This is a genomic window from Pseudomonas sp. ADAK2 (assembly GCF_012935755.1).
Taxonomy (GTDB): Bacteria; Pseudomonadota; Gammaproteobacteria; order Pseudomonadales; family Pseudomonadaceae; genus Aquipseudomonas.
The window spans coordinates 1699473-1720751 of sequence record NZ_CP052862.1; the positions used below are offsets into that span (position 1 = coordinate 1699473).

The 21279-nt window shown below is 59.1% G+C and carries 23 protein-coding genes; 14 read left to right on the plus strand and 9 right to left on the minus strand.

Annotation, left to right across the window (positions count from 1 at the left end):
- Positions 1-6: 6 nt before the first annotated feature.
- From phnD to exaC, 8 genes are all read left to right on the plus strand, one after another.
- Positions 7-876 carry a phosphonate ABC transporter substrate-binding protein gene (gene phnD, locus HKK52_RS07820; RefSeq protein WP_169370319.1) on the plus strand — a complete coding sequence of 290 codons (870 nt, stop codon included), beginning with the start codon at positions 7-9 and terminating at the stop codon, positions 874-876.
- A complete protein-coding gene (gene phnC, locus HKK52_RS07825; RefSeq protein WP_169370320.1) occupies positions 873-1670 on the plus strand; it encodes a phosphonate ABC transporter ATP-binding protein in 798 nt (265 codons plus the stop codon). Before phnD ends, phnC begins: the two co-directional genes overlap by 4 nt.
- A gap of 2 nt (positions 1671-1672) precedes the next feature.
- Positions 1673-2491, plus strand: coding sequence for a phosphonate ABC transporter, permease protein PhnE (phnE, locus tag HKK52_RS07830; RefSeq protein ID WP_169370321.1), 819 nt, complete (start codon positions 1673-1675; stop codon positions 2489-2491).
- Positions 2492-2627: 136 nt separating this feature from the next.
- Positions 2628-3719, plus strand: coding sequence for an iron-containing alcohol dehydrogenase PsrA (psrA, locus tag HKK52_RS07835; RefSeq protein ID WP_169370322.1), 1092 nt, complete (start codon positions 2628-2630; stop codon positions 3717-3719).
- 125 nt (positions 3720-3844) lie between these two features.
- Positions 3845-5140 carry an MFS transporter gene (locus tag HKK52_RS07840; protein ID WP_169370323.1) on the plus strand — a complete coding sequence of 432 codons (1296 nt, stop codon included), beginning with the start codon at positions 3845-3847 and terminating at the stop codon, positions 5138-5140.
- A 54-nt stretch (positions 5141-5194) separates the two neighbouring features.
- The gene (locus HKK52_RS07845; protein WP_169370324.1) at positions 5195-6067 is read left to right on the plus strand and encodes a LysR substrate-binding domain-containing protein; all 873 of its coding nucleotides are present in this window, start codon (positions 5195-5197) and stop codon (positions 6065-6067) included.
- A gap of 86 nt (positions 6068-6153) precedes the next feature.
- Positions 6154-6981 carry a phosphonoacetaldehyde hydrolase gene (phnX, locus tag HKK52_RS07850; protein WP_169370325.1) on the plus strand — a complete coding sequence of 276 codons (828 nt, stop codon included), beginning with the start codon at positions 6154-6156 and terminating at the stop codon, positions 6979-6981.
- A gap of 74 nt (positions 6982-7055) precedes the next feature.
- Positions 7056-8576: an acetaldehyde dehydrogenase ExaC gene (exaC, locus tag HKK52_RS07855; RefSeq protein WP_169370326.1), complete on the plus strand. Its 1521-nt coding sequence runs from the start codon at positions 7056-7058 to the stop codon at positions 8574-8576.
- Between the two features lie 102 nt (positions 8577-8678).
- Here the strand turns inward: exaC and mqo are convergent, their stop codons facing one another.
- Positions 8679-10325 carry a malate dehydrogenase (quinone) gene (gene mqo / locus HKK52_RS07860; RefSeq protein ID WP_169370327.1) on the minus strand — a complete coding sequence of 549 codons (1647 nt, stop codon included), beginning with the start codon at positions 10323-10325 and terminating at the stop codon, positions 8679-8681.
- A 465-nt stretch (positions 10326-10790) separates the two neighbouring features.
- Here mqo and HKK52_RS07865 point away from each other — a divergent pair, with 465 nt between their 5' ends.
- On the plus strand, positions 10791-11222 hold the full coding sequence (locus HKK52_RS07865; protein ID WP_169370328.1) for a lysozyme inhibitor LprI family protein: 432 nt from the start codon (positions 10791-10793) through the stop codon (positions 11220-11222).
- A 26-nt stretch (positions 11223-11248) separates the two neighbouring features.
- Here HKK52_RS07865 and HKK52_RS07870 read toward each other — a convergent pair whose 3' ends face one another.
- Genes HKK52_RS07870 through HKK52_RS07880 form a run of 3 tightly spaced genes read right to left on the minus strand, consistent with a single transcriptional unit; the run spans position 11249 to position 12626 of the window.
- Complete coding sequence (locus tag HKK52_RS07870) at positions 11249-11977, minus strand: DUF72 domain-containing protein (RefSeq protein WP_169370329.1); 729 nt, start codon at positions 11975-11977, stop codon at positions 11249-11251.
- On the minus strand, positions 11974-12405 hold the full coding sequence (locus HKK52_RS07875) for a DNA methylase (RefSeq protein ID WP_169370330.1): 432 nt from the start codon (positions 12403-12405) through the stop codon (positions 11974-11976). The genes HKK52_RS07870 and HKK52_RS07875 overlap by 4 nt, the downstream gene beginning before the upstream one ends.
- Positions 12405-12626, minus strand: coding sequence for a hypothetical protein (locus HKK52_RS07880; RefSeq protein ID WP_169370331.1), 222 nt, complete (start codon positions 12624-12626; stop codon positions 12405-12407). The genes HKK52_RS07875 and HKK52_RS07880 overlap by 1 nt, the downstream gene beginning before the upstream one ends.
- Before the next feature lie 183 nt (positions 12627-12809).
- Between HKK52_RS07880 and HKK52_RS07885 the strand changes: the two genes are divergently transcribed.
- Positions 12810-13241 carry a nuclear transport factor 2 family protein gene (locus HKK52_RS07885; RefSeq protein ID WP_133835924.1) on the plus strand — a complete coding sequence of 144 codons (432 nt, stop codon included), beginning with the start codon at positions 12810-12812 and terminating at the stop codon, positions 13239-13241.
- A 58-nt stretch (positions 13242-13299) separates the two neighbouring features.
- On the opposite strand, the gene HKK52_RS07890 is transcribed toward HKK52_RS07885, so the two are convergent.
- Together HKK52_RS07890 and HKK52_RS07895 are read right to left on the minus strand one after the other, a co-directional pair.
- Positions 13300-13965, minus strand: a complete 666-nt coding sequence (locus tag HKK52_RS07890) for a polysaccharide lyase family 7 protein (RefSeq protein ID WP_133835923.1) — start codon at positions 13963-13965, stop codon at positions 13300-13302.
- Between the two features lie 65 nt (positions 13966-14030).
- The gene (locus HKK52_RS07895; protein ID WP_169370332.1) at positions 14031-15644 is read right to left on the minus strand and encodes a methyl-accepting chemotaxis protein; all 1614 of its coding nucleotides are present in this window, start codon (positions 15642-15644) and stop codon (positions 14031-14033) included.
- Between the two features lie 225 nt (positions 15645-15869).
- On the opposite strand from HKK52_RS07895, the gene HKK52_RS07900 reads away from it, so the two are divergent.
- On the plus strand, positions 15870-16184 hold the full coding sequence (locus HKK52_RS07900) for a DUF2388 domain-containing protein (protein WP_149662174.1): 315 nt from the start codon (positions 15870-15872) through the stop codon (positions 16182-16184).
- Between the two features lie 112 nt (positions 16185-16296).
- Positions 16297-16698, plus strand: a complete 402-nt coding sequence (locus tag HKK52_RS07905; RefSeq protein ID WP_169370333.1) for a hypothetical protein — start codon at positions 16297-16299, stop codon at positions 16696-16698.
- Positions 16699-16710: 12 nt separating this feature from the next.
- On the opposite strand, the gene HKK52_RS07910 is transcribed toward HKK52_RS07905, so the two are convergent.
- Positions 16711-17772 carry a hypothetical protein gene (locus HKK52_RS07910; protein WP_169370334.1) on the minus strand — a complete coding sequence of 354 codons (1062 nt, stop codon included), beginning with the start codon at positions 17770-17772 and terminating at the stop codon, positions 16711-16713.
- 286 nt (positions 17773-18058) lie between these two features.
- Here HKK52_RS07910 and HKK52_RS07915 point away from each other — a divergent pair, with 286 nt between their 5' ends.
- A complete protein-coding gene (locus tag HKK52_RS07915; protein WP_169370335.1) occupies positions 18059-18733 on the plus strand; it encodes a DUF3313 domain-containing protein in 675 nt (224 codons plus the stop codon).
- A 136-nt stretch (positions 18734-18869) separates the two neighbouring features.
- Complete coding sequence (locus HKK52_RS07920; protein WP_169370336.1) at positions 18870-19151, plus strand: hypothetical protein; 282 nt, start codon at positions 18870-18872, stop codon at positions 19149-19151.
- A gap of 117 nt (positions 19152-19268) precedes the next feature.
- Here HKK52_RS07920 and HKK52_RS07925 read toward each other — a convergent pair whose 3' ends face one another.
- Together HKK52_RS07925 and HKK52_RS07930 are read right to left on the minus strand one after the other, a co-directional pair.
- Positions 19269-20396, minus strand: coding sequence for a saccharopine dehydrogenase family protein (locus HKK52_RS07925; protein ID WP_169370337.1), 1128 nt, complete (start codon positions 20394-20396; stop codon positions 19269-19271).
- Between the two features lie 130 nt (positions 20397-20526).
- Positions 20527-21270 (minus strand): tellurite resistance TerB family protein, encoded by a 744-nt coding sequence (locus HKK52_RS07930; RefSeq protein ID WP_169370338.1) that lies wholly within the window; start codon positions 21268-21270, stop codon positions 20527-20529.
- Between the last annotated feature and the right edge of the window lie 9 nt (positions 21271-21279).

A 21279-nucleotide genomic window follows, 5' to 3' on the forward strand; every position in this document is an offset into this window, starting at 1 on the left:
AATGCCATGAATAATTTCTCCAGATTCTTGCGTATCGCCGCTATTGCCTGCCTCTCGATAAGCGCGGTCTGCCAAGCGGGAGCGAACGAAAAATTGAGAATTGGCCTGATCCCGTCGGAAGACTCCCAAGCGATGATCGAGTCGAGCAAGCAAGTGCTCAGCAGCCTTGAGGCCAAACTGGGCATGCCAGTCGAACCCTTTGTCGCCACGGACTACAACGGCATCATCGAAGCACTGCGTGCAGGCAAACTGGACGTGGCCTACCTCGGCCCTTTCTCCTATGTTCTGGCAACGTCGGTCGCAGACGTTGAAGCGTTCGCGGTTGCCGTCACCAAAAAAACGGGGCAGAGCGCCTACAAGAGCTTGATCCTTGCTCGCAAGGACAGCGGCATTCACGAATTGTCAGATCTCAAGAATCACACCTTCGCGTTTGTCGACCCCAGCTCTGCTTCTGGTCATCTGTTCCCCAAAGCTGGACTGGAGCAGGCTGGTTTTGATCCCGCAACATTGTTTTCGCGGGTAATTTTCTCCGGTTCCCATGACGCAAGCATCCTCGCGGTAGCCAACCGGAAGGTGGATGCAGCCGCAGTCGCCGACCGCATTCTGACCAACGCCGTCGCCAGAGGACTGGTCAAGCAGGATGAATTCCAAGTGGTGTGGAGTTCTCGTCCGATCCCGGAGTCTCCGATGGTCTGGCGGCAAAACCTCGACCCGGCACTCAAGCAAAAAGTCGCTGCTGCCCTGGCTTCGATCAAGGATGTGCCTTGGGGTGACCAGGGCCAACTGGATGGCTTTCAGCCCACTACCGATGCTGCTTACGACGTCGTGCGCGAAACCGCCAAGGTGCTCGATCTCGATTTGCGGAGGCTCAAATGATCAGCATCCGCCAACTGACCAAGCACTACGGATCAAACCCGGTTTTACGTGGGATCGACCTGGAGGTGGCAGCGGGAGAATTCGTGGTGGTGCTGGGCCAGTCCGGTGCGGGTAAATCTACTTTGCTGCGTTGTATCAACCGACTTGTCCAAGCCGATTCAGGGACGCTCTCAGTGGCAGGTATTGACGCACTGGCCTGCCGCGACACCAGCGTTCTGCGACGTCAGGCGGCGATGATCTTTCAGCACCACAACGTCGTGCCACGTCTCAGCGTACTGAAGAATGTACTCACCGGATGCTTGGGCGCTGTATCAACGCTCACCTCGATCATGCAGTTGTTTCGGCGCGAGGACGTGGCGTTGGCCATGCAGTGCCTGGAGCGCGTCGAGCTGGCGCATAAAGCCCGCGAACGGACCGATTCGCTCTCCGGGGGGCAGATGCAACGCGTGGGCATCGCACGTGCCCTGGCGCAACGCCCAAAAGTGATTCTGGCGGACGAACCGGTAGCCAGTCTCGACCCAAAGACTGCGCGCCTGGTGCTGCAATATTTGCGCGACGCCACGCGGGAGCTGGGTATCACGGTGTTGTGCAACCTGCATCAGGTTGATTACGCCCGAGAGTTTGGAGACCGGATCGTAGGCCTGGCCCACGGAAAACTTGTGTATGACGGTACCGCTTCCAGCATGACCGAAGACGACTTGCAGCGCATATACCCCGGCCAGACAACGGACGCCCAAGGTACCACTGCGAGCGCGGGCGAGCGGGTGACCCCTTGCGCGCAACTGAGGGTTTGAGCATGAAACAGCAACGTTATCTGTGGACGGTGGGCCTGCCTCGCGGACCGCGTGGTTGGCTGTCCACTGGCGCAATCGTGCTGGCGGTCATTCTGACTCTGCACTGGAGTGCCACGGGAGCGCAATTAAGCGTGGGCGAACTCGCGGCAGGGTTGCCACAAATTGGTGATTTCCTTGCACGCACCGTCCCACCCGACCTGAGCATTCTTCCTCGACTGCTGGCGCCCGCCGTGGAGACTCTGCAAATTGCCATTTGGGGCACATTGCTCGGCGTGTTGATGGCCATTCCGCTGTCATTTCTCGCGGCCCGCAACCTGAGCCAAAACCGGTTGGTCTTCCACGCGACCCGGCAATTTCTTAATTTCACTCGCAGCATAAATGAACTGATTCTTGCCCTGATATTTGTCTCGGCGGTAGGCCTTGGGCCCTTCCCCGGCGTGCTGGCGCTGGCGTTGCATGGCCTGGGCATGCTTGGAAAATTCTTTGCCGAGAGTATCGAGGAGATCGACCAAGGCCCGATTGAAGCGCTCCAGGCTACCGGCGCACGGCCCTTGCAGGTCATCGTTTTTGGGGTACTGCCGCAGGTCATCACTGCCTGGATTGCAGTGGTCCTCTACCGCTTCGAAGTCAATTTACGCTCGGCGACCGTACTCGGCATGGTGGGTGCCGGTGGGCTTGGTTTTGAGCTGGTGAGCAGCCTGAAACTGTTCAAGTATCAGGAGACTGCCACCTGCATCATCGTCATCACGCTCATGGTGATCGTCGCTGACGCGGTGTCGGGTCGATTGCGCAACGCGATCCAGCGTGGCGTTCACAACTAAACACGCCTCTAGCAAGCACTCACATTGAATCAAGTATCGGTTCAGCCGATTAATGCCTGCGAACTATCGATTTGAGCTGTTGATGAAGCGCCCCGAGTATGGGGCCACTTCCAACAACAAAAACAAAGGACCCGCCATGATTGCCCGATTCCACAATCCCGTTGATACACGATTCGGCTGGGGCAGCCTGCTTGAGCTTGCCAACATCACTGAAAACCAAAAAGTCGCCCTTGTGACCTTTCCCGAGGCGCGTGGGCTGGGTTTGGTTGATCGCATTCAAGACCTGCTGGGCGACCGTCTGGTGTATGTGATTGAAGATGTCCAGCCTAATCCTGACGTGGCCCAGCTACGTGAGACCTATGAACGATTCTGGCAGCAAGCCGGCGAATGCCAGGCGGTCATCGCAGTGGGTGGCGGCAGTGCCATCGATACCGCCAAGGCGTTGATCGTGGGGACTGAATCGGGGCATTTTGATGAATTGCTCGCGTTGCTGGCAACCGGCAAACCCTTCGTCCCGGCGCGCAGCAAAATACTGATCGCGGCGCCCACCACGGCAGGTACCGGCAGCGAGGTGACGCCTTGGGCGACGATCTGGGATTCGGCCAACCACAAAAAATACTCGCTGCACCTTGAATGCACCTGGCCCAAAGTCGCCATTGTGGACCCGGAGCTGATGCTGACCGTTCCTGGCGGCGTCACCGTCTCTACAGGACTGGATGCCTTGTCTCATGCGCTGGAGTCGGTCTGGAACATCAACGCCAATCCGGTTTCGGACACCTTCGCCATCTCCGCCATTGCGGACATCCTGGAGTGCCTGCCGCTGCTGCATCGTGATCTCTCCAACAAGGAACTGCGTTCGCGCATGGCATTGGCCGCCCTCAAGGCCGGATTGGCGTTTTCCAACACCAAAACCGCCCTTGCCCATTCCATATCTTACGAGATGACACTGCACTACGGCCTGCCGCATGGCATAGCCTGCTCCTTTACATTGCCGCGGGTGCTGGGACTGGCCTGGGGTCACGACGCAGTGCGCGACCGTACCCTTCAACGAATTTTCGGCAACGACCTGGACAAAGCTCAGGATCAGTTGCGTGAATTCCTGCATAGCCTGGGCGTGAAAACGGAATTTTCCGACTATGGCGTAACGGCGGAGCAAGCCGAGCAAATGATTCTTTTCGCCATGCAGGGCGCAAGGGGCAAAAACTTTATCGGCTCTCAAGCTGCGTAGCCCTGCCAACACCCGACAAGCACTGTCAGCGGCATGACGAGCCGCGACGATTTCCTGCTGCCCTCACAAAAGAGTGCATCCGCCGGCGCCAACTGGTGAGAGCGAACAATAATAAGGAAAAGATCATGAATCGTGCCCAAACCATGCCTGCTCTGGCCGTACACACCGCCTCATTCCGAGTCGCTCAATGGCGCATGTTGCTGGCAGCGATGTTCTGTTATTTGTTTTTCTACACCGGTCGGCAAACCTTCGGTTTCGCCATTCCGGGCATCCAGGCCGAATTCGGTTTTACCAAGGAACACCTCGGATGGGCATCGGCCGCCATGCTTTGGGCTTATGCCATCGGCCAGGCCATCAACGGTAACCTTGCCGATAAATACGGCGGTCGCCGCATTATGACCGCCGGTGCGGTGTTGTCCTGCGCCGCCAACTGGGTGACCAGCTTCGCCGGCAATTTTGCCGCACTGATCCTGCCCTGGGGCATCAACGGTTATTTCCAGGCGTTGGGGTGGGCGCCGGGCAGTCGGCTGATCTCCAACTGGTGGAGTGCCGGCGAGCGCGGCAAGGTCTATGGCTTATACGTGTTCGCCGCCGGTTGCGCCTCGGTCCTCTCTTACGTGACTTCGATCGTGGTGCTTGAGGTGATGCATCTGGAGTGGCGCTGGATCTTTCGGTTGCCCGTGCTGCTGATGCTGGCGGGCGGGATAATCTTCTACCTGGTGGCGCGGGAACGCCCACAGGATATGGGCTTCGAGCCGCTCGCAGACACCGGTGTAGCGAACGCCGATGACAAAAATCACGAAGTGGCCCATGGCGAAGTCGAGACCTCTGCGCAACGCTATAAAGCCGTCCTGAAAAACTTTCGTTTGATCATTGCCGCCGTGTCCCTGGGTTTCCAGAACGCCGCTCGCTATGGCCTGATCGTCTGGGTACCTGTTCACTTTCTGGGTGCCAACTGGAAGAGCGGCGACAGCATGATCGATCCAAAGTGGATCACTGTTGCCCTGCCGGTAGGCATGGCTATCGGCGCGCTGAGTAATGGCTGGATTTCGGACAAACTGTTCGGTTCCAAACGCTACCTGGCAATCATGCTCTACATGGTGCTCGGTGCCGCCACCAGCCTGTGGATGTGGACGCTTGCGCCACACAGCGCCACTGGTCTTATCGCGTTATTCCTCTGCGGGTTCTTTGTTTACGGCCCTGCGTCGAGTTTCTGGGCGCTCTGCCCTGACCTGGTCGGAGCAAAACGTGCTGGCACGGCAACCGGCGTCATGAACTTTTCGTCCTATCTGTTTGCGGGCCTGGCGGAACCGCTGATCGGCAGTATGCTCGACAGTACCGGCAATACGTCGTTGATCTTCCTTGTGGTCACTACCGCGTGCCTTTGCAGCGCGGTGGTTGCGCTGTTCATCAGGCGCTGAGTACAAGGTTTAGAGGCTTGAATCATAGGTTGCGGCTCAGGAACAGGATCTTCTATGTACCAGTACCACAAGTGGCTTCGATCTTTTCATGCGGTAGCGAAGACTGGCAGTTTCACCCTCGCTGCCGAGTACCTGAGCGTCGGCCAACCGACGGTCAGTGAGCAGGTCAACGCGCTGGAAAAGAAGTTTTCCGTAGAACTGTTCCATCGTCGCGGCCGCTTTATCGAAATGAGTTCGGCAGGACACAAGCTTTATGCGATCACCCAGGGCCTGTTCGGCCAAGAGGATGAAGCCGTGCAACTTTTGAAAAGCTTCAAGCAGCGCAAGATAGGTATGTTGCGCTTGGGGGCGGTTTCCCCGCCCATTGCGATGAACCTGACGTACGAATTGATGCAGCGGCACCCGGACATCGAACTCGAGACCTCGTTTTCCCCTGAAAAGGAGACGCTGGACAGGCTCTTCAATTTCGACATTGATGTGGCGATTCTGGCGCTGTCCGAATTTGACCAGCGTTTTGATACGCAACTTTACCGGCGCTATCCGATCATTGCCGTTGTGCGCGAAGACCATCCCTGGGCAAGTCAAAAAGAGGTACACGTCGAGCAGATCAGCAACGAGAGGTGGGTGCTTCGGGAAAAAAGTTCACGCACTCGCCAGTTGGTGGAGGAAAGCTGCAAGCGCCTCGACGTCTCGCTGAACTGTGTGATGCAGTTGAACAGCCGGGAAGCCATTGTTCATGCCATCGCCAAGGGCATCGGCATAGGTTTTGTCGCTGCCGTCGAATACGCCGAAACCCCAGGTACAAAACCGATCACGTTTGTAAATCACCCGTTTTCCATCGACTACCACTTGTGCTGCCTCGGTATTCGCAGAAACCGGCCGATGATCGCGGAGTTGTTCGACGCTAGTTCAACGCCTGTCATCTGATTCTGTAGCGCACTTTAACAATCGATAACCCTACTTCTCACTGGTGAGAGGGACGGTCTTCCCCTACCCAAAAGTGGAGATTCACCATGCATTACAAACAACCTGCTCAACTGCAAGCCGTGGTCCTGGACTGGGCAGGCACCGTCGTAGATTTCGGTTCATTCGCACCTACGCAAATTTTTGTCGAGGCCTTTGCCGAGTTTGGCGTAGCGGTTTCTCTGGAGGAAGCGCGCGGCCCCATGGGGATGGGTAAGTGGGACCACATCCGCACGTTATGCAACCAGCCACAGATCGCCGAACGGTACCGTGCGGTGTTTGATCGCTTACCGACCGATGAAGACGTCACAGCGCTTTATGAGCGTTTCATGCCGCTGCAAATCGAGAAGATTGCCCTGCACTCGGCGCTGATTCCTGGCGCCTTGAACGCCATCGATGCGCTGCGCGACCAGGGTTTGAAAATCGGGTCCTGTTCGGGTTATCCGGCTGTCGTCATGGAAAAAGTGGTGGAACTGGCGCGCCACAATGGCTACGTCGCCGACCACGTGGTAGCAACCGACGAAGTGCCCAATGGCCGCCCACACCCGGCCCAGGCTCTGGCTAACGTGATCGCCTTGGGCATCAGCGACGTCGCCGCTTGCGTCAAGGTCGACGACACCTGGCCCGGCATCCTCGAAGGCCGCAGTGCCGGCATGTGGACAGTCGCGCTGACGTGCTCCGGCAACGCGCTGGGTTTGACCTACGAACAGTACCAGGCGCTGCCCTCCGACAAACTGGCCGAAGAGCGCGCCCGCATCATCAAGATGTTCGAAGGCTCTCGTCCGCACTACCTGATCGACACCATCGTCGAATTGCCGGCAGTCATCGAAGACATCAATGCCCGCCTGGCGCGCGGTGAAACCCCTCAAGGTTCCTGAACCCACTCGGCCACTGAAGTGACAGTGGCCGTCACCCGGACGGCCACCACCAAAAACAACAAGAGAGACTCGTCATGATCTACGCCCATCCTGGCGCCCCCGGCGCCCTCGTGACCTTCAAGCACCGCTACGGTAACTACATCGGCGGCGAGTTCGTCGCGCCTGTCAAAGGTCAGTACTTCACCAATACCTCGCCAGTGAATGGCCAACCGATTGCCGAATTCCCGCGTTCCACCGCCGAAGACATCGACAAAGCCCTGGACGCGGCCCACGCGGCGGCCGATGCCTGGGGCGCCACGTCCGCCCAGGCGCGCTCGCTGGTGCTGCTGAAAATCGCCGACCGCATCGAGCAGAACCTGGAACTGCTGGCGATCACCGAATCCTGGGACAACGGTAAAGCCGTTCGCGAAACCCTCAACGCCGACATCCCGCTGGCGGCGGATCACTTCCGCTACTTCGCCGGTTGCATCCGCGCCCAGGAAGGCAGCGCCGCCGAGATCGACGGCAACACCGTGGCTTATCACATTCATGAACCGCTGGGCGTGGTCGGGCAGATCATTCCGTGGAACTTCCCGATCCTGATGGCCGCGTGGAAACTCGCCCCGGCTTTGGCCGCCGGTAACTGCGTGGTGCTCAAGCCTGCCGAGCAAACCCCGCTGGGCATCACCGTGCTGATGGAATTGATCGGCGACCTGCTGCCACCCGGCGTGCTGAACGTGGTGCAAGGGTTCGGCAAAGAAGCCGGCGAAGCCCTCGCCACCAGCAAACGCATCGCCAAGATCGCCTTCACCGGCTCGACTCCGGTTGGCTCGCACATCATGAAATGCGCCGCCGAAAACATCATTCCGTCCACCGTGGAGCTGGGTGGCAAGTCGCCGAACATCTTCTTCGCCGACATCATGCAAGCCGAAGAAACCTTCATCGAGAAAGCTGCTGAAGGCCTGGTGCTGGCGTTCTTCAACCAGGGCGAAGTCTGCACCTGCCCGTCTCGTGCACTGGTTCAAGAATCGATCTACGACGACTTCATGAAAGTCGTGATGAAAAAAGTCCTGTCGATCAAACGTGGCGACCCGCTGGACACCGACACCATGGTCGGCGCCCAGGCATCCGAACAGCAATTCGACAAAATCCTTTCGTACCTGGAAATCGCCAAGGGCGAAGGCGCCGAGCTGCTGACCGGCGGCAAGGTGGAAAAACTCGAGGGCAACCTGGCGACCGGGTATTACATCCAGCCGACCCTGCTCAAGGGCACCAACAAAATGCGCGTGTTCCAGGAAGAAATCTTTGGCCCGGTGGTGAGCATCACCACGTTCAAGGACGAAGCCGAAGCCCTGGCCATCGCCAACGACACCGAGTTCGGCCTGGGCGCCGGCCTCTGGACCCGCGACATCAACCGCGCCTACCGCATGGGCCGCGCCATCAAGGCCGGTCGTGTGTGGACCAACTGCTACCACCTGTACCCGGCGCATGCCGCGTTCGGTGGTTACAAAAAGTCCGGCGTCGGGCGTGAAACCCACAAGATGATGCTCGATCACTATCAGCAGACCAAAAACCTGCTGGTGAGCTACGACATCAATCCGTTGGGCTTCTTCTAGAACAGAAGATGCGACAGGCTAGCTACGCCTCTCTCAAATCCCGCCCACAAAAAAGCCCACTAACCGTCACCGGTCCAGTGGGCTTTTCGATTCAGCTTCTACTTACAAAGCCATATCACTTGCAGCATTAGCCTTCGGAGCCTTCGCAGGTTCAGCCGGTGCAGCAGTCGGAGCCGCAACCTGAGGAATCACTGGCGGCGGAGTCAACTGCAACACCTTCGCCGTATAAGCCCACTCCTCAGCAACCTTCTCAGGGCTACCGTTCAACTGAGTGCCATAGCTCGGCACGATCTGGTGCAGCTTCTCTTGCCAGGCCGGGGAAGCAACCTGATCCTTGAACACTTTCTGCAGCACGGTCAGCATGATCGGCGCAGCAGTCGATGCACCTGGCGATGCGCCCAGCAGGCCAGCAATGGTGCCGTCAGCGGAAGCAACAATCTCGGTACCCAGTTTCAGCACGCCACCAGCCGCTTCATCACGCTTGATGATTTGCACGCGTTGGCCGGCTTGCCACAGGCGCCAGTCTTCGGCTTTGGCGTTCGGGAAGTATTCTTTCAGGGCGTTCATGCGGTCTTCGTCGGACAGCATGAGTTGGCCGGCAAGGTACTCGACCAGCGGGTATTCCTTGATGCCGACTTTGGTCATCGGCCAGATGTTGTGGGTGGTGGTGCTGGTCAGCAGGTCCAGGTACGAGCCTTCCTTCAGGAACTTGGTGCTGAAGGTCGCGAATGGGCCAAACAGGATGACGCGTTTGCCGTCCAGGACACGGGTGTCGAGGTGCGGAACGGACATTGGCGGTGCGCCGACGGAAGCTTTGCCGTAGGCCTTGGCCAGGTGTTGCTCGGCAATGGTCGGGTTTTCGGTCACGAGGAACGAGCCGCCGACCGGGAAGCCTGCGTATTCCTTGGCTTCAGGAATGCCGGACTTCTGCAGCAGGTGCAGTGCACCGCCGCCCGCGCCGATGAAGACGAACTTGGCGTCGGTTTCGGATTCGGTGCCGTCTTTCAGGTTTTTGTAGCTGACGCGCCAGGTGCCGTCTTCGTTCTTGGTGATGTCCTGTACTTCGCTGGACAGTTTCAAGTCGAACTTAGGCGTGGTTTGCAGGTGCGCAACAAACTGGCGGGTGATTTCGCCGAAGTTAACGTCGGTGCCGATCGGGGTCCAGGTGGCCGCGACTTTCTGGTTCGGGTCACGCCCTTCCATCATCAGCGGAACCCACTTCTTGATCACAGCCGGGTCTTCGGAGTACTGCATGCCGGCGAACAGCGGGCTCGCTTGCAGGGCTTCGTAGCGTTTTTTCAGGAACTTGATGTTGTCATCGCCCCACACGAAGCTCATGTGCGGAGTGGAGTTGATGAACGAACGCGGGTTCTTCAGGACGCCTTGCTGAACCTGCCACGACCAGAACTGGCGGGAGATCTGGAAAGCTTCGTTGATTTCAACGGCTTTCGGGATCGACACTTTGCCGTTTTCGTCTTCCGGGGTGTAGTTCAGCTCAGCGAGGGCGGAGTGACCGGTACCGGCGTTGTTCCAGCCGTTGGAGCTTTCCAGGGCGACGCCGTCGAGGCGCTCGACCATTTCCATCGACAGGTCCGGTTGCAGCTCGTTGAGCCACACGCCCAGGGTCGCGCTCATGATGCCGCCGCCAATGAGCAGCACATCGACTTTCTTTGCCTCTTCCGCGTGAACGGACGTGATCCCCATCGACAAAGCCAGCCCCAGCAGGGCCGTGTTGAGTTTTTTAAGCATCTGTAGCACCTATGATAAAACGCCATCCGCCCTTCCATCCCAACCGCGAAGGCCCCTGGTTCACGCCATGCAGGCAGCATGTCGCGGGTTCCCGCACATCAGGATTGGAGGGTGGGCACACAAGGCCGACGTGTCCATCGACCTCAGTTTATATGTCCCTACTGAACTGACTTCTTATCATTATTGGCTTCAGCTACTTGAGCGACATTGATCCTGTTTGCACGCCTCAAGGGCGCGCGAACTGAATTGGTCAAAGCAAGATGGGGCGAAGAATATCACGACATGGCAAACCCGCGCGTCTGTTCGCGACTTGGTGGTCGGGGTCTGTGTCTGGATGTATCGGCGGAGGTTGGTAAAACGTGGCATTCCTGAGGCTGACGATACCGCGCGCATCACCGAATTCGCTACAAACGGCACCAGACCGTTAAAGTGACGCCCCCCCCAAACACCTGAGAACGATTAACCATGGATGGCCTTCACCCCGGCGTTGAGCCGAAAACGATTCACCGCTACCGCTCATTGCTTGTTCCAGTACTGTTTTTCGCATTGTGCGCCACCGCGCAAGCCAGCAACATCTGCCCTGCCGCCACCGATGAAGGCGAGATGTACGATTGCCTGCAGCAGAAACTCAAAGCATCCGACCAGGCGCTGAATACGGCTTACAAAACATTGATCGCGCGGTACAAAGACAATGGTCTTTCCAGAAATCCACCCACCCAGGATCAGATGCTGAAAAAGGCTCAATTAGCCTGGATTGCTTTACGCGATGCCAGTTGCGACTTCGAGACTTACGAATCAAGGGAAGGCAGTGGTTTTGGCACGATCCATACCTTCTGCCTGCTGGAGCAGACGCAAAAGCGTGTTGAGTATTTGGATGGATTGGTTGGCGCGCCTTGAATCAATAGGCGACTGGGTGGACACCATCAACCTGATGGTTCCAGCAACGCCCGCAAACTCAACGCATTCCCCAGCGCAAACCCACTCGCCGTATTATCAAAAACGCACCAGGTCTCAGCGCCCTCCTCCATAGAGCTGCGCATTCGCTGCGCCAACACCTGCAATCGTCCCAAGTCATAGTCGCTGTAGTAAATCCGTGGCGAGCCATGCAGGCGCCAATAACGCACCCCGGACCAGCCACCCGGCGTGGTGCCGCCGGTGATCGGTGAGGGATCGGCGGCGACTCGTCCGATGCGGTGTTCGATCAGTAAACCGCTGGCTGCGCGCCAGGTTTCATGGCGCGGTTCGAGTACCACGGTGCCCGCATAACGTTGCCGCAGCATGCGGAAAAATTCGGCGGCTAACGTGGCGTCGTGGGCCAGCGACGGCGGCAGCTGGATTAGCAGACAGCCCAACCTGTCACCCAATTTCAGGCACTGAGCAAGGAACTCGTCGAGCAAGCCTTCGCAATGTTGCAAGCGCTGCACATGGGTAATGAGCTTGGGCAGCTTGACTGAAAAGCGAAACGTCGACGGCACCGATTGCGCCCAGCGCAGATAGGTTTGCGGTTGATGCGGACGATAGAACGAGCTGTTGATTTCCACGGCCGGCAGTTGCGTCGCGTAGCGTTGCAGATGGGTGCCGGTGTCGGGAAACAGCGGCCAGTAATCCCGGGGCAGAGTCCAGCCCGCGCAACCGATGTAGAGCGGACTCAATAGAGCACCGCCGCGGCGTCACGCATAAAGATTTCGATGGTTTTCGGCCCTACGCCTTCAAACGCGTCGAGGCGTTTTTCGAAGGCCTGGCGATCTTCGCTGGCGTTATGAATGGCGCCGATTTTACCGGCGTATTCATCGCTGAGTTTTTTGCCCAGATGGCGCAGGCGCTCGGCGGTGGTTTCGTCGTAACGCACGTAATGGGCCTCGCCGAGCATGGCCACCAAGTCCCGATGGGTACAAGCGGCCAACTTGCGCGCGGTGTCGCGGCTGTGTTTTTCGACAATCACCCGATAAGCCTGGGCGGCGATGTCCGCCTGGATGCGCTTGCCCATCAGGAAGCTGGCGACAAACCATTTGAACAGGGCGTCTTCATCGCCTTTTTTCAGGTGGATGCCCAGGTCACGGGCGCTGATCGCTTTGCTCATCAGGTTCCACCGCCGATGCCTTGAATCGAATTGGCAAAGGCAACACCCGCCTCGCGTACCAGCACGCGCCACTCCATGCCGTTGATCAATCCGGCGCGCTCCATCTCATCGGCGGCCTTCAGCAGTTCGTCGTAGTGCTCTTCACTGTCCATGCGGATTTCGGGTTGCCTGAGCAGCTTGTACCAGGCGGCCAAGGCTTCCTGCTTAGGGTCATCACTCATGGTTGGGCTCCCAAGGGTCGTTTTCCCTTGGAAGGACCGAGCTTGAGCGCCGTTCCTCGCGCCCGACAAATGGCCATGTCGGCCAAAAGCTCGTTCTGTTGGCTCGGCAAAATATCTGCTAAGTTGTACGACGACTGACAAATTTACTCAGTCTCGACTCCCCACAACAACAAGGAAACACCCATGCAAAAAACCAAATTGCTGATCGGTTTTCTCTGCCTCTTCAGCGGTTATGTCGCCGCCGCCCCGGCCACTGCCGAGAAGGACGTGGCGCAAGCCGTCGACCATCTGACCCAAGCCATGTTGCACAAGGACATCCCCGAGCTGCAAAAGCTGACGGCGACCAACCTGAGCTACGGGCATTCCAGCGGTAAGGTCCAGGACAAGGCCGCCTTTATCGCCGATATCGAAACCGGCAAAAGTGCGTTCAAGACCCTGGAGATGCAGAAGCAGACCATCACTCTGTCAGGCGATACCGCGCTGGTGCGTAACCACTTCTCGGCGCAGGCGCTCAACGGCACGGAAGTAGTGCCGACCGAGATCGAGAACCTGCAGATCTGGCAGAAACAGCATGGGAAATGGTTGTTGGTGGGGCGTCAGGCGTTTCGGATCTAACGCCGAGTAACTTTTGGCGAGGGAGCTTGCTCCCTCGCCACAGGATTATGTCCCCAGTTCAGGGCTTGGTATGCGCCACGTCCAGCTGACTGAACGTCACCTGCCCGCCTTCATTTTTGTAGCCGGCGTTATCCAACGCATAAACCCCAGCCTTGAAGTACAGAAGCTTGTTCTTCCAGCTCGAACTGATTTGTTTGCCCCAGCTGTACCCTTGCGAACTGACATTCAAATAGCCGGCAGAACTGAAGCGAACTTCATACGAAAACGGCTTGCCCAAGGCAATGTCCCTGGCAATCACGACGGTGATGTCTTCCCTGCCCGGTTTCAGCCGATAGTTGGCAATCACATTGCCCTTCTTGGTGGCCGCATCGTACTGATACTCCACTTTCAGCAGCGGGCCTTTGTCTTGGTAGATATGGATTTGCCCGATCACGATCCGACCGGTTGAAGGCACTTGATTGACCTTCAACACGGCCTTGAGGCGGTGATCAGCTTCGGGATAGGTCCAGTTGCGCAGGGTCCCGTCGCTCAGGGTTTCACGCAGTTCGCTGCGGGGGAATTCGGATTTCGAGGTGCTGGAGCCGGTGACCGGCGCCCAGAAAAAAAGCGAGTCGCCGGAGCGAAAATAGTTGTCGGAATAGCCATCCACCAGTCGCGGCGTATCGATGACTTTGGCGGGCGTCCCTACAGGGATCGTCAGGTTCCAGGTTGCCAAATCAATCATTTCAACTCTCCTTGGGGGCGACAGTACCCTACAGCACTTGGGTCTGTTGCCCAGCAAGGAAAGGCTTAAAGCCTGAAGCGATCCACCGACTGCGACAACTGCCCCGCCAGCGACGACAACTCATCCGTGGTCGACGCCGTGCGTCCGATGACCTTGCTGTTGTCTTCGGACATGCCGGCAATCATTTCCACCTGATGGGCGATTTCGTTGCTGGCCAGGCTTTGTTCGCCAATGGTGCGGCTGATGTCGTTGACCAGTTGCGTGGTGTTCAGCGTGGCTTCGAGGATTTCGCGGATGGCGCGTTCGACGTCGGCGGTCACGGCCATGCCTTTGTCGACCTGGGCCACGCCGGCCTCCATGCTGGTGACGGCTTCGCGGGTGCTTTGCTGGATGCGTGCGACCATCGCGGCGATTTCCTGGGTGGACGCGCTGGTGCGGCCCGCCAGGCTGCGGACTTCGTCGGCGACCACGGCAAAACCTCGGCCCTGTTCACCGGCGCGCGCCGCCTCGATCGCGGCATTCAGCGCCAGCAGGTTGGTCTGGTCGGCGATGCCCTTGATCACCTGGATGATGCTGAAAATCCCCTCGGACTCCTTGTCCAGCGTGCGGATCACCTGGGCCGACTGCTGCGCCGAGCGCGCAATGCCGTCCATGTCGCTGACCACCTGATGAATCACCTTGCCGCCGTCCTTGGCCAGTTCTTCGGCCTGGTTGGCCATGTCCAGTGCGCGGTTAGCGTGGCGGGTGATTTCTTCGATGCTGGCGGTCATTTCGCTGGCGGCGGCGGCCATGGTGCTGGCGGCGACGCTTTGCTGCTGGCTGCTGCCGGCGACTTCGTGGCAGCCGTTGCTCAATTGCTGGCTCATGCCGCTGACGCCGTGGGCGTTGCTGCGCACCACTTCGATCATGCCGCGCAGGTCGCGTTGCATGGTCGCCAGGGTGCGGATCAGGCGGCTGGCTTCGTCGTTGCCGGTGGGCTCGATGATCGGTTCGCTGAGGTTGCCATGGGCGATGCTGTCGGCGATGCGAATGGCCGAGCGCAACGGCGCCATGATGCTCAGAATCACCCAGCGACCCTGGGCCAACAGCAACAACAAGCTGGCGACGAGGACGCTGCCGAGGGCGATGTTGGCGTGGCTGATGGCCTGCTGCGTACCTTGGCTGGCTTGTTGAGTGTTGGTCTCGATCAACTCGCTCAGCGCCGACATCTCGCCTTCGAGTTGCGTGAACACGCCGTTGAACGTACCGATCTGCTGCTGCGCGGCCTCCGGATTTTCCAGTGCAACCGCGACAATTCGCTCGGCGGCACTGATGTAGGTGTCGAGGCTCGGCTTGATCTTGTTCAGGCCGGCCATGATGGTCGCGTTGACCGGCAGCTTGAGGTTTTCACCCAGCACCTCACGAAAACGCGTCGCATGCTCCTCGATGGAACTGCGCACCTCGTCCTTGCTGCTGGTGCTTTTGCCCAGTCCCACCAACATCGCCGACAGCACGTCGGCGCGTAGCGCATCGTGCATCATGTCGGCTTCGAGGTGATTGCGCAGCGCCGCCATGCTGACTTCGCTGTCGTTCACGGCCTGGGCCATCTGGGTGTGCCCCAGGTAACTGACCAGGCTCATGACCAACGCCGTGAGCAGGCCCGTCCCCATCAACAGAAGTAACCGTAGTTTTATGGACACTTTGTTGTTCCCCTGTTGGACGCTGCGAAAGACGACTCTGAAGAGGTTATCGACCCCATCCTGTGGTTATTTAAGCCTATTTCCGTGAGCCCGTCGGTTTAAGACCGGCGGTAGAGCCTGGGGTACGTGGCCATTTGCCGGGGGCCACGGAACTCCTGAGCCTCGCCGCACCTCCTAAGTAATGTGTTACTTCCTTTTCGCTTTACGCTGTTGGAGGACGACGCCATGCGCCGCATGTTACTCATTACTTCATTGATGTTATGCCTGCCCATCGGGTCTGCCCTGGCCGTCAGCGGCAAGGACGTCGCGACCTCGGCAGGGGTTTCCGCGTCCCTGTATTCGACCTTCAAAGACCACAAGATGGTGATTCCTGCCCGGGATGACGTCTCTGCGTTTGTCGCCAGTAACGGCGCGATCCGCGGGGTCTACATGGAGGCGGTGTTGCAGCAGATCCGCCAGGACAACCCAGGCCTCAATGCCACCGACGAAGACCTGGCCAACGCGATCCTCGTGCAGTACGAGGGGCCAGCCGCTCACTGATACCAACGTTTACCCGCGTGAGTAACAGGGGCAGGCTCGCTTGGACGCCTGCCCTTGGACCGCACTGGAACACGCTGGGCAAAACCGCTCGCCGGCCTCTATGATTGAGGCCATGACGACCCCGGCCCCGATCCGCTCCCCCTGCCCACCCGGCGCCTGCATTTGCGGGCGTGACCCGTTGCTGGAAACACCCGGCGCGGATGTGCGCATCCTGTTCCTGACCCGCCAGGAAGAAAAGCGCCTGCTCGAACGTCTGGAAAACCTCAAGGACCTCGCCGACCTGGCGCACCTGCAAGCGCTGATGCACGAGCGCTTGGGGATTCGCGTGGCATTGACCCCCAGCTTCAACGAAGTGCGGACCATGCGCGGGATCGGCATTCAGATCGAGGATCTGCCGGGCCTGTGCCGCAAGACCCGCGCCGCCATCCCCGCAGCCATTCGCCGCAGTCTGGAAAAGCGCCCGGAGATTGCCTACGAGCTGCTCAACGCCAACGACCTGTTGCGCGACGCTTGAGTGTTCAGTGCCTCAACGCTTCCAACACCCAGAATACCGCTCACATACCTGATACTCGCGGTCCATCTGCGCCATCCGGTCGAGGTGATGGTTGATGGTGTCGACCAGAACACTTTTCTGCGCCTGGAAGTAAAACATCGCCATCGATTTGTACTCTTCGAACGCGGCCTTGTTGGCAGGCTTGGCCGATTTGTCTTCGGGCTTTGCCCAGTCTTCCAGTTGTTTATCGTCGAGTCGTTGCAGACGCAGGCGGTATTCAGCGGTGTAGCGCTTGAGCGTCTCGGTTTTGTTTTGCACGGCTTCGTTGTCGAAGGCGATCAGGTTCTGGCGATACAGCGTCCAATAGTCGTCCGGCAGGGTAAAGCCCAGTTTGCCCTGGCGTTCGGCAATCAGTTTGTCGAGTTTTTCCGGGGACGAGCGATTGTCAGCATCCTTGATCGGGTCAGGCTTCATCACCGGAATGACCGAACTGTCGATGATCTGGTTGATCCAGGTCACGCGTTGCGGCGTGTCCGGCAGCGGGTCCGGCAGTTTCACGAACAACGGGTTGCGCCCGTCACAGGCCGGCAGCCCCTTGTGCTCGATGACCAAAGGCGTGCGGACATCTTTGCCATCGACCCGCGCCACCCGCTGCAGCAACGTGGTGCACTGGCCGTTGCCGGAACTGAACTTCAACTCGTATTCGGCGTTGCGCTCAGGCTTGAGGGTGAACGCGCCGCCGCACACGGAGTAACCGACCTGCGTGTTGATGCGCAGGTACGCATCCTGCTCAGGCTTGAGCTTGATTTCCAGATAGCCCCGGGCATCGGCTGGCGGCGCGACGCTCATGCCGACCCGGCGCGGGGTGTCGCCCAAAAACAGGTTGTTGAGCATGCCGGTGGTCTGGCCGTCGCAATGCTGCGCGTCGAAGTAGCTGAGGCTCGCATTATCGGTATTGGCCACGAAACGCAGCTTGGCCGCATCCGGCTCGGTGGCGTCGGTGTAGTTACCGTTGACGCTGCAACCGCTGAGCAGCGCGGCCAGCAGCGTGACGCCGACGATGGCGCGAGTGGAATTGAAGTGGAACACCGACATGCATCGTCCTTGAACGCGTTTCGCGTAATGGAAAAGAGCGAAATGCTACTAAATGGCCATCATCGTGTCCACCTTGGCAAATCAGGCAAGCCGTGAGTGGTTATGGAACATCGGCGTGACCTATGACAGCAAGGCCCGTGGACCCGACCAAATCCGTATCAGGCGTGCGAACCTCCGGTCAGTTCGACAATGCCTGGATTCAAGCGTTGACCGCCAATATGACCTGGCGTTTTTGAACTACCGTTATCGAAAAAATAACGCGTTCCCCCACGGAGCACCCGCCACAATGAACCTGTCCCGAAACGTGTTTATCGGCGCCGCGCTGGCCAGCCTTTTGCTGGGCGGTTGTACTTCAAAGGTCACCGAACGGGAGCAGTACTCAGGCTTCCTGCCCAACTACAACAACCTCCAGGAAGTGACCACCCCCAGCGGCGAGAAAGCCATGCGCTGGGTCAGCCCGTCATGGAACCCCAACGCCTATGACAGCGTGGCCTTCATGAAGCTGGAACTCTATCCGAAGCCGAAACCCAACGAACGGGTCGACCAGCGCACCCTGGAAGAATTGCAGACCTACATGACCAACAGCGCCAAGGGTGTGCTCGGGCAGAAGTACCGCGTCGTATCCAGCGCCAAAAAAGCCCCGGCAGGGTCGAAAACCCTGGTCCTGCGGGCGGCGATCACGGGGGTCACGGCCTCCAATGAAGGCATGCAATGGTATGAAGTGGTCCCGGTCGCCGCCGTGGTGGGCGGGGTGAGCGCGGCTTCCGGCCATCGCAGCCAGGACACCACACTGTTCCTCGAAGCCGAACTGGTGGACGCCAGCAACAACCAGATCATGGCCAAAGTGGTGCGCAAGGTGTTCGGCGAGCAATTAAAGAACTCGAGCCAGAAGATCACCACTAATGATTTCAAAGCGGCGATTCACAAACTGACCGAGGACTTGCAGGCGTTTATTCGCTGACATGACGGGGAGCGTCACCGGTCTTTTTACCACGGTTAGCTATAGTCATTTTCCAGGCCTTGTTTTCAGGGCTTGATCTGCCTCGGTGCTACAGCTCATCAGCCATGGCACCGAACTTTCCATTAAGGAGATTTCCATGAAGCGTTCTGCACTTGCTGGATTGTTCGTCGCCGCTGCACTGCTGGCACCTTCGGTATTTGCTGCGGACGACCTGTGCGCGGTCAATCTGCAGAAAATCAAGGAGGCTCAAGTCAGCACTGAAGCACAAAGTGCCGATCTGAAAGACAGTATTGACGACGCCGTGACACAGGCGAAGGCAGCACAGGCCAAAGGCACCGAGGAGGGCAAAAAAGACTGCATCTCGCTGACCACACAAGCCCTGCAGGACATCCAGAACAACACCAAGGGCGACCAATAAAAAAGGCACCTGACACGTTCCTATAGGAGCTGCCGAAGGCGGCTCCTACGGGGGGTTGGCGGTGTTCTTAGCTCAACATTTCAAGCCACTGCCCCGGCGTCATCCTGCTCACCATGATCAGCCCTGCCCGTCAGAAAACACCACGGACATTTGCAGATTGCCCGGGTCGTTGATGGCGGCCATGTACTCATCGACGCTGATTTCACCGACACACGGGCGCGCGCCGGGTGCGGGCGTGTAGCCCTGGAGCATTTTCGCTGCCAGGGCGACGGCGGCGCAGCTGGGGATCTCTGGTCCCTTGTCGTTGAACGCCGTGAGTTGCACGGTCAGGGACAACGGCTTGTCGTCCATGCCGTCGCCCACGACGTCGATGTACATCGCACTTTTGCCATCGCCAAACCGCTCGAACCCGCTGCCCCAGCGATGCAGGCGCGCGGCCCAGCGCTCGTGGTCGCGAACCAGCCCGGTGCGCAGGGCCTGGGCCAGCAGGAAGGTGGCGACATTACCGAGCTTGAGCCCCGCGCCGGCCTTGAACCGCAAGGTCTGCGCGCCGTAGCGGCTGGCGAAGATGTCCATGTCCGGCACGTCGACATTGGCCAGTACCCGCGTGCCCATCTGCGGCATCTTGCGCAGGGTCAGGTCCTGCCAGCCGAACACTTCGTGCACCTGGCCGTTCTTGAGCTGTTTGATCGGTTTGCCAGCGTAGGCCAGCACCCCGGTGATCGTGGACAGCCCGGGCATCTTGGCCGAGGAGGAAATGCCGTGCTCGATCAAATCGATACGTTTGAACCGCGAGCGGTGCTGATCGATGATGGCGGACGACAGCGTCGGCACCGAGCTGCAGCCACTGAGAATTGCCACGCCGGCGCTTTTTGCACGGGCATCCAGCACGCCGATGGCGTTGACGAAGGTGCGGCAGTCCGAGAGATCGCAGTAATTGACCGCGGCGTCGATGCAGGTCTCGGCAACGGCATAGGATTGCCCCTGGAACGGTCCGCCAGTGTGGATCACCAGTTGAATGCCCAGTGACTCCAGGGCGGATTTGAAACCCGCGCCCATCGCATCGCCGCACCAGCCTTCGCAGGTTTTGCCTGACTGGGCTTTTAATGCATCGACCTGGGCCGACAACTTGCGCGGGTCACGCCCGGAGATCACCAGATCGATGCCCGGCATCACCGCCAAATGCCGACACACGATGCTGCCGAAGTTTCCGTAACCACCGATCACCAATACCTTGAGTGTCATTCACTGCTTCCCTGAACCGTTTCTCGACCGAGGCGCGATTCTAAGGGATCGAATGACCCGGCAGCGATGATTTGTTCATAACCTTGTGGCGAGGGAGCTTGCTCCCTCGCCACAAGGTTTATGCCCGACGCTACACCGCGCCACCCTTGGCCTGCTGCTCCAGATGCACCTGCAACTCGGGCTCAATCTTCAGCGCCGCCGCCAGTTCATCCAGATAACTGCGCTCGGCGTCTTGCTGATCATCCACCACCATCACGCTGGCCAGGTACATTTCCGCGGCGATGGCCGGGTCCGTGGCTGACCGCGCCACATCGGCGGCGTCCAATGGCCGGGCGACTTCATCGTCGAGCCATTGCTGCAATTGCGGATCATCGGTGTGGCGGCCGATTTCGCTGCTGATCATCTGTTTCTCGTTGGCATCGATCCGGCCATCAGCCTTGGCCGCCGCGATCAGTGCGCGCAGCACCGCGTGGCTGTGGTCCTCGACTTCCGGGCCGGACAGCAGGTCCACCGTGCGTGGTGCCTGTTGCGGCGCCGAGGCCTGGCTGCGTTGCCAGGCTTGATAGGCCTGGAACGCCATCATCCCGAGGGACGCCAGCGCCGCGTAATTGGTGCCACCCGAAGAACGGGTTCGGGTCGAGCCGCCCAAGGCAGAGCCGCCGCCCAGCAAACCACCGAGCAAGCCACCCAACCCGCCACCGCCGGCCCCTGCCCCGGCGCCGCCGCCCAACAGGCCACCGAGCAATCCGCCAAGACCGCCAAGACCGCCCAGGCCGCCCTGGCCGCCCTGGGATAGCGCGCCACCGCCGCCCTGCTGCGCCATCGAGCCTTGGCCGGCGCGCAAAAGTTGTTCGAGCAAATCGCTGGTGTTCATGACGACGAC

Coding starts and splice junctions, on each gene's coding strand:
- phnD (WP_169370319.1), top strand. CDS start 7: ATGAATAATTTCTCCAGATTCTTGCGTATCGCCGCTATTGCCTGCCTC.
- phnC (WP_169370320.1), top strand. CDS start 873: ATGATCAGCATCCGCCAACTGACCAAGCACTACGGATCAAACCCGGTT.
- phnE (WP_169370321.1), top strand. CDS start 1,673: ATGAAACAGCAACGTTATCTGTGGACGGTGGGCCTGCCTCGCGGACCG.
- psrA (WP_169370322.1), top strand. CDS start 2,628: ATGATTGCCCGATTCCACAATCCCGTTGATACACGATTCGGCTGGGGC.
- HKK52_RS07840 (WP_169370323.1), top strand. CDS start 3,845: ATGAATCGTGCCCAAACCATGCCTGCTCTGGCCGTACACACCGCCTCA.
- HKK52_RS07845 (WP_169370324.1), top strand. CDS start 5,195: ATGTACCAGTACCACAAGTGGCTTCGATCTTTTCATGCGGTAGCGAAG.
- phnX (WP_169370325.1), top strand. CDS start 6,154: ATGCATTACAAACAACCTGCTCAACTGCAAGCCGTGGTCCTGGACTGG.
- exaC (WP_169370326.1), top strand. CDS start 7,056: ATGATCTACGCCCATCCTGGCGCCCCCGGCGCCCTCGTGACCTTCAAG.
- mqo (WP_169370327.1), bottom strand. CDS start 10,325: ATGCTTAAAAAACTCAACACGGCCCTGCTGGGGCTGGCTTTGTCGATG.
- HKK52_RS07865 (WP_169370328.1), top strand. CDS start 10,791: ATGGATGGCCTTCACCCCGGCGTTGAGCCGAAAACGATTCACCGCTAC.
- HKK52_RS07875 (WP_169370330.1), bottom strand. CDS start 12,405: ATGAGCAAAGCGATCAGCGCCCGTGACCTGGGCATCCACCTGAAAAAA.
- HKK52_RS07880 (WP_169370331.1), bottom strand. CDS start 12,626: ATGAGTGATGACCCTAAGCAGGAAGCCTTGGCCGCCTGGTACAAGCTG.
- HKK52_RS07885 (WP_133835924.1), top strand. CDS start 12,810: ATGCAAAAAACCAAATTGCTGATCGGTTTTCTCTGCCTCTTCAGCGGT.
- HKK52_RS07890 (WP_133835923.1), bottom strand. CDS start 13,965: ATGATTGATTTGGCAACCTGGAACCTGACGATCCCTGTAGGGACGCCC.
- HKK52_RS07900 (WP_149662174.1), top strand. CDS start 15,870: ATGCGCCGCATGTTACTCATTACTTCATTGATGTTATGCCTGCCCATC.
- HKK52_RS07905 (WP_169370333.1), top strand. CDS start 16,297: ATGACGACCCCGGCCCCGATCCGCTCCCCCTGCCCACCCGGCGCCTGC.
- HKK52_RS07910 (WP_169370334.1), bottom strand. CDS start 17,772: ATGTCGGTGTTCCACTTCAATTCCACTCGCGCCATCGTCGGCGTCACG.
- HKK52_RS07915 (WP_169370335.1), top strand. CDS start 18,059: ATGAACCTGTCCCGAAACGTGTTTATCGGCGCCGCGCTGGCCAGCCTT.
- HKK52_RS07920 (WP_169370336.1), top strand. CDS start 18,870: ATGAAGCGTTCTGCACTTGCTGGATTGTTCGTCGCCGCTGCACTGCTG.
- HKK52_RS07925 (WP_169370337.1), bottom strand. CDS start 20,396: ATGACACTCAAGGTATTGGTGATCGGTGGTTACGGAAACTTCGGCAGC.
- HKK52_RS07930 (WP_169370338.1), bottom strand. CDS start 21,270: ATGAACACCAGCGATTTGCTCGAACAACTTTTGCGCGCCGGCCAAGGC.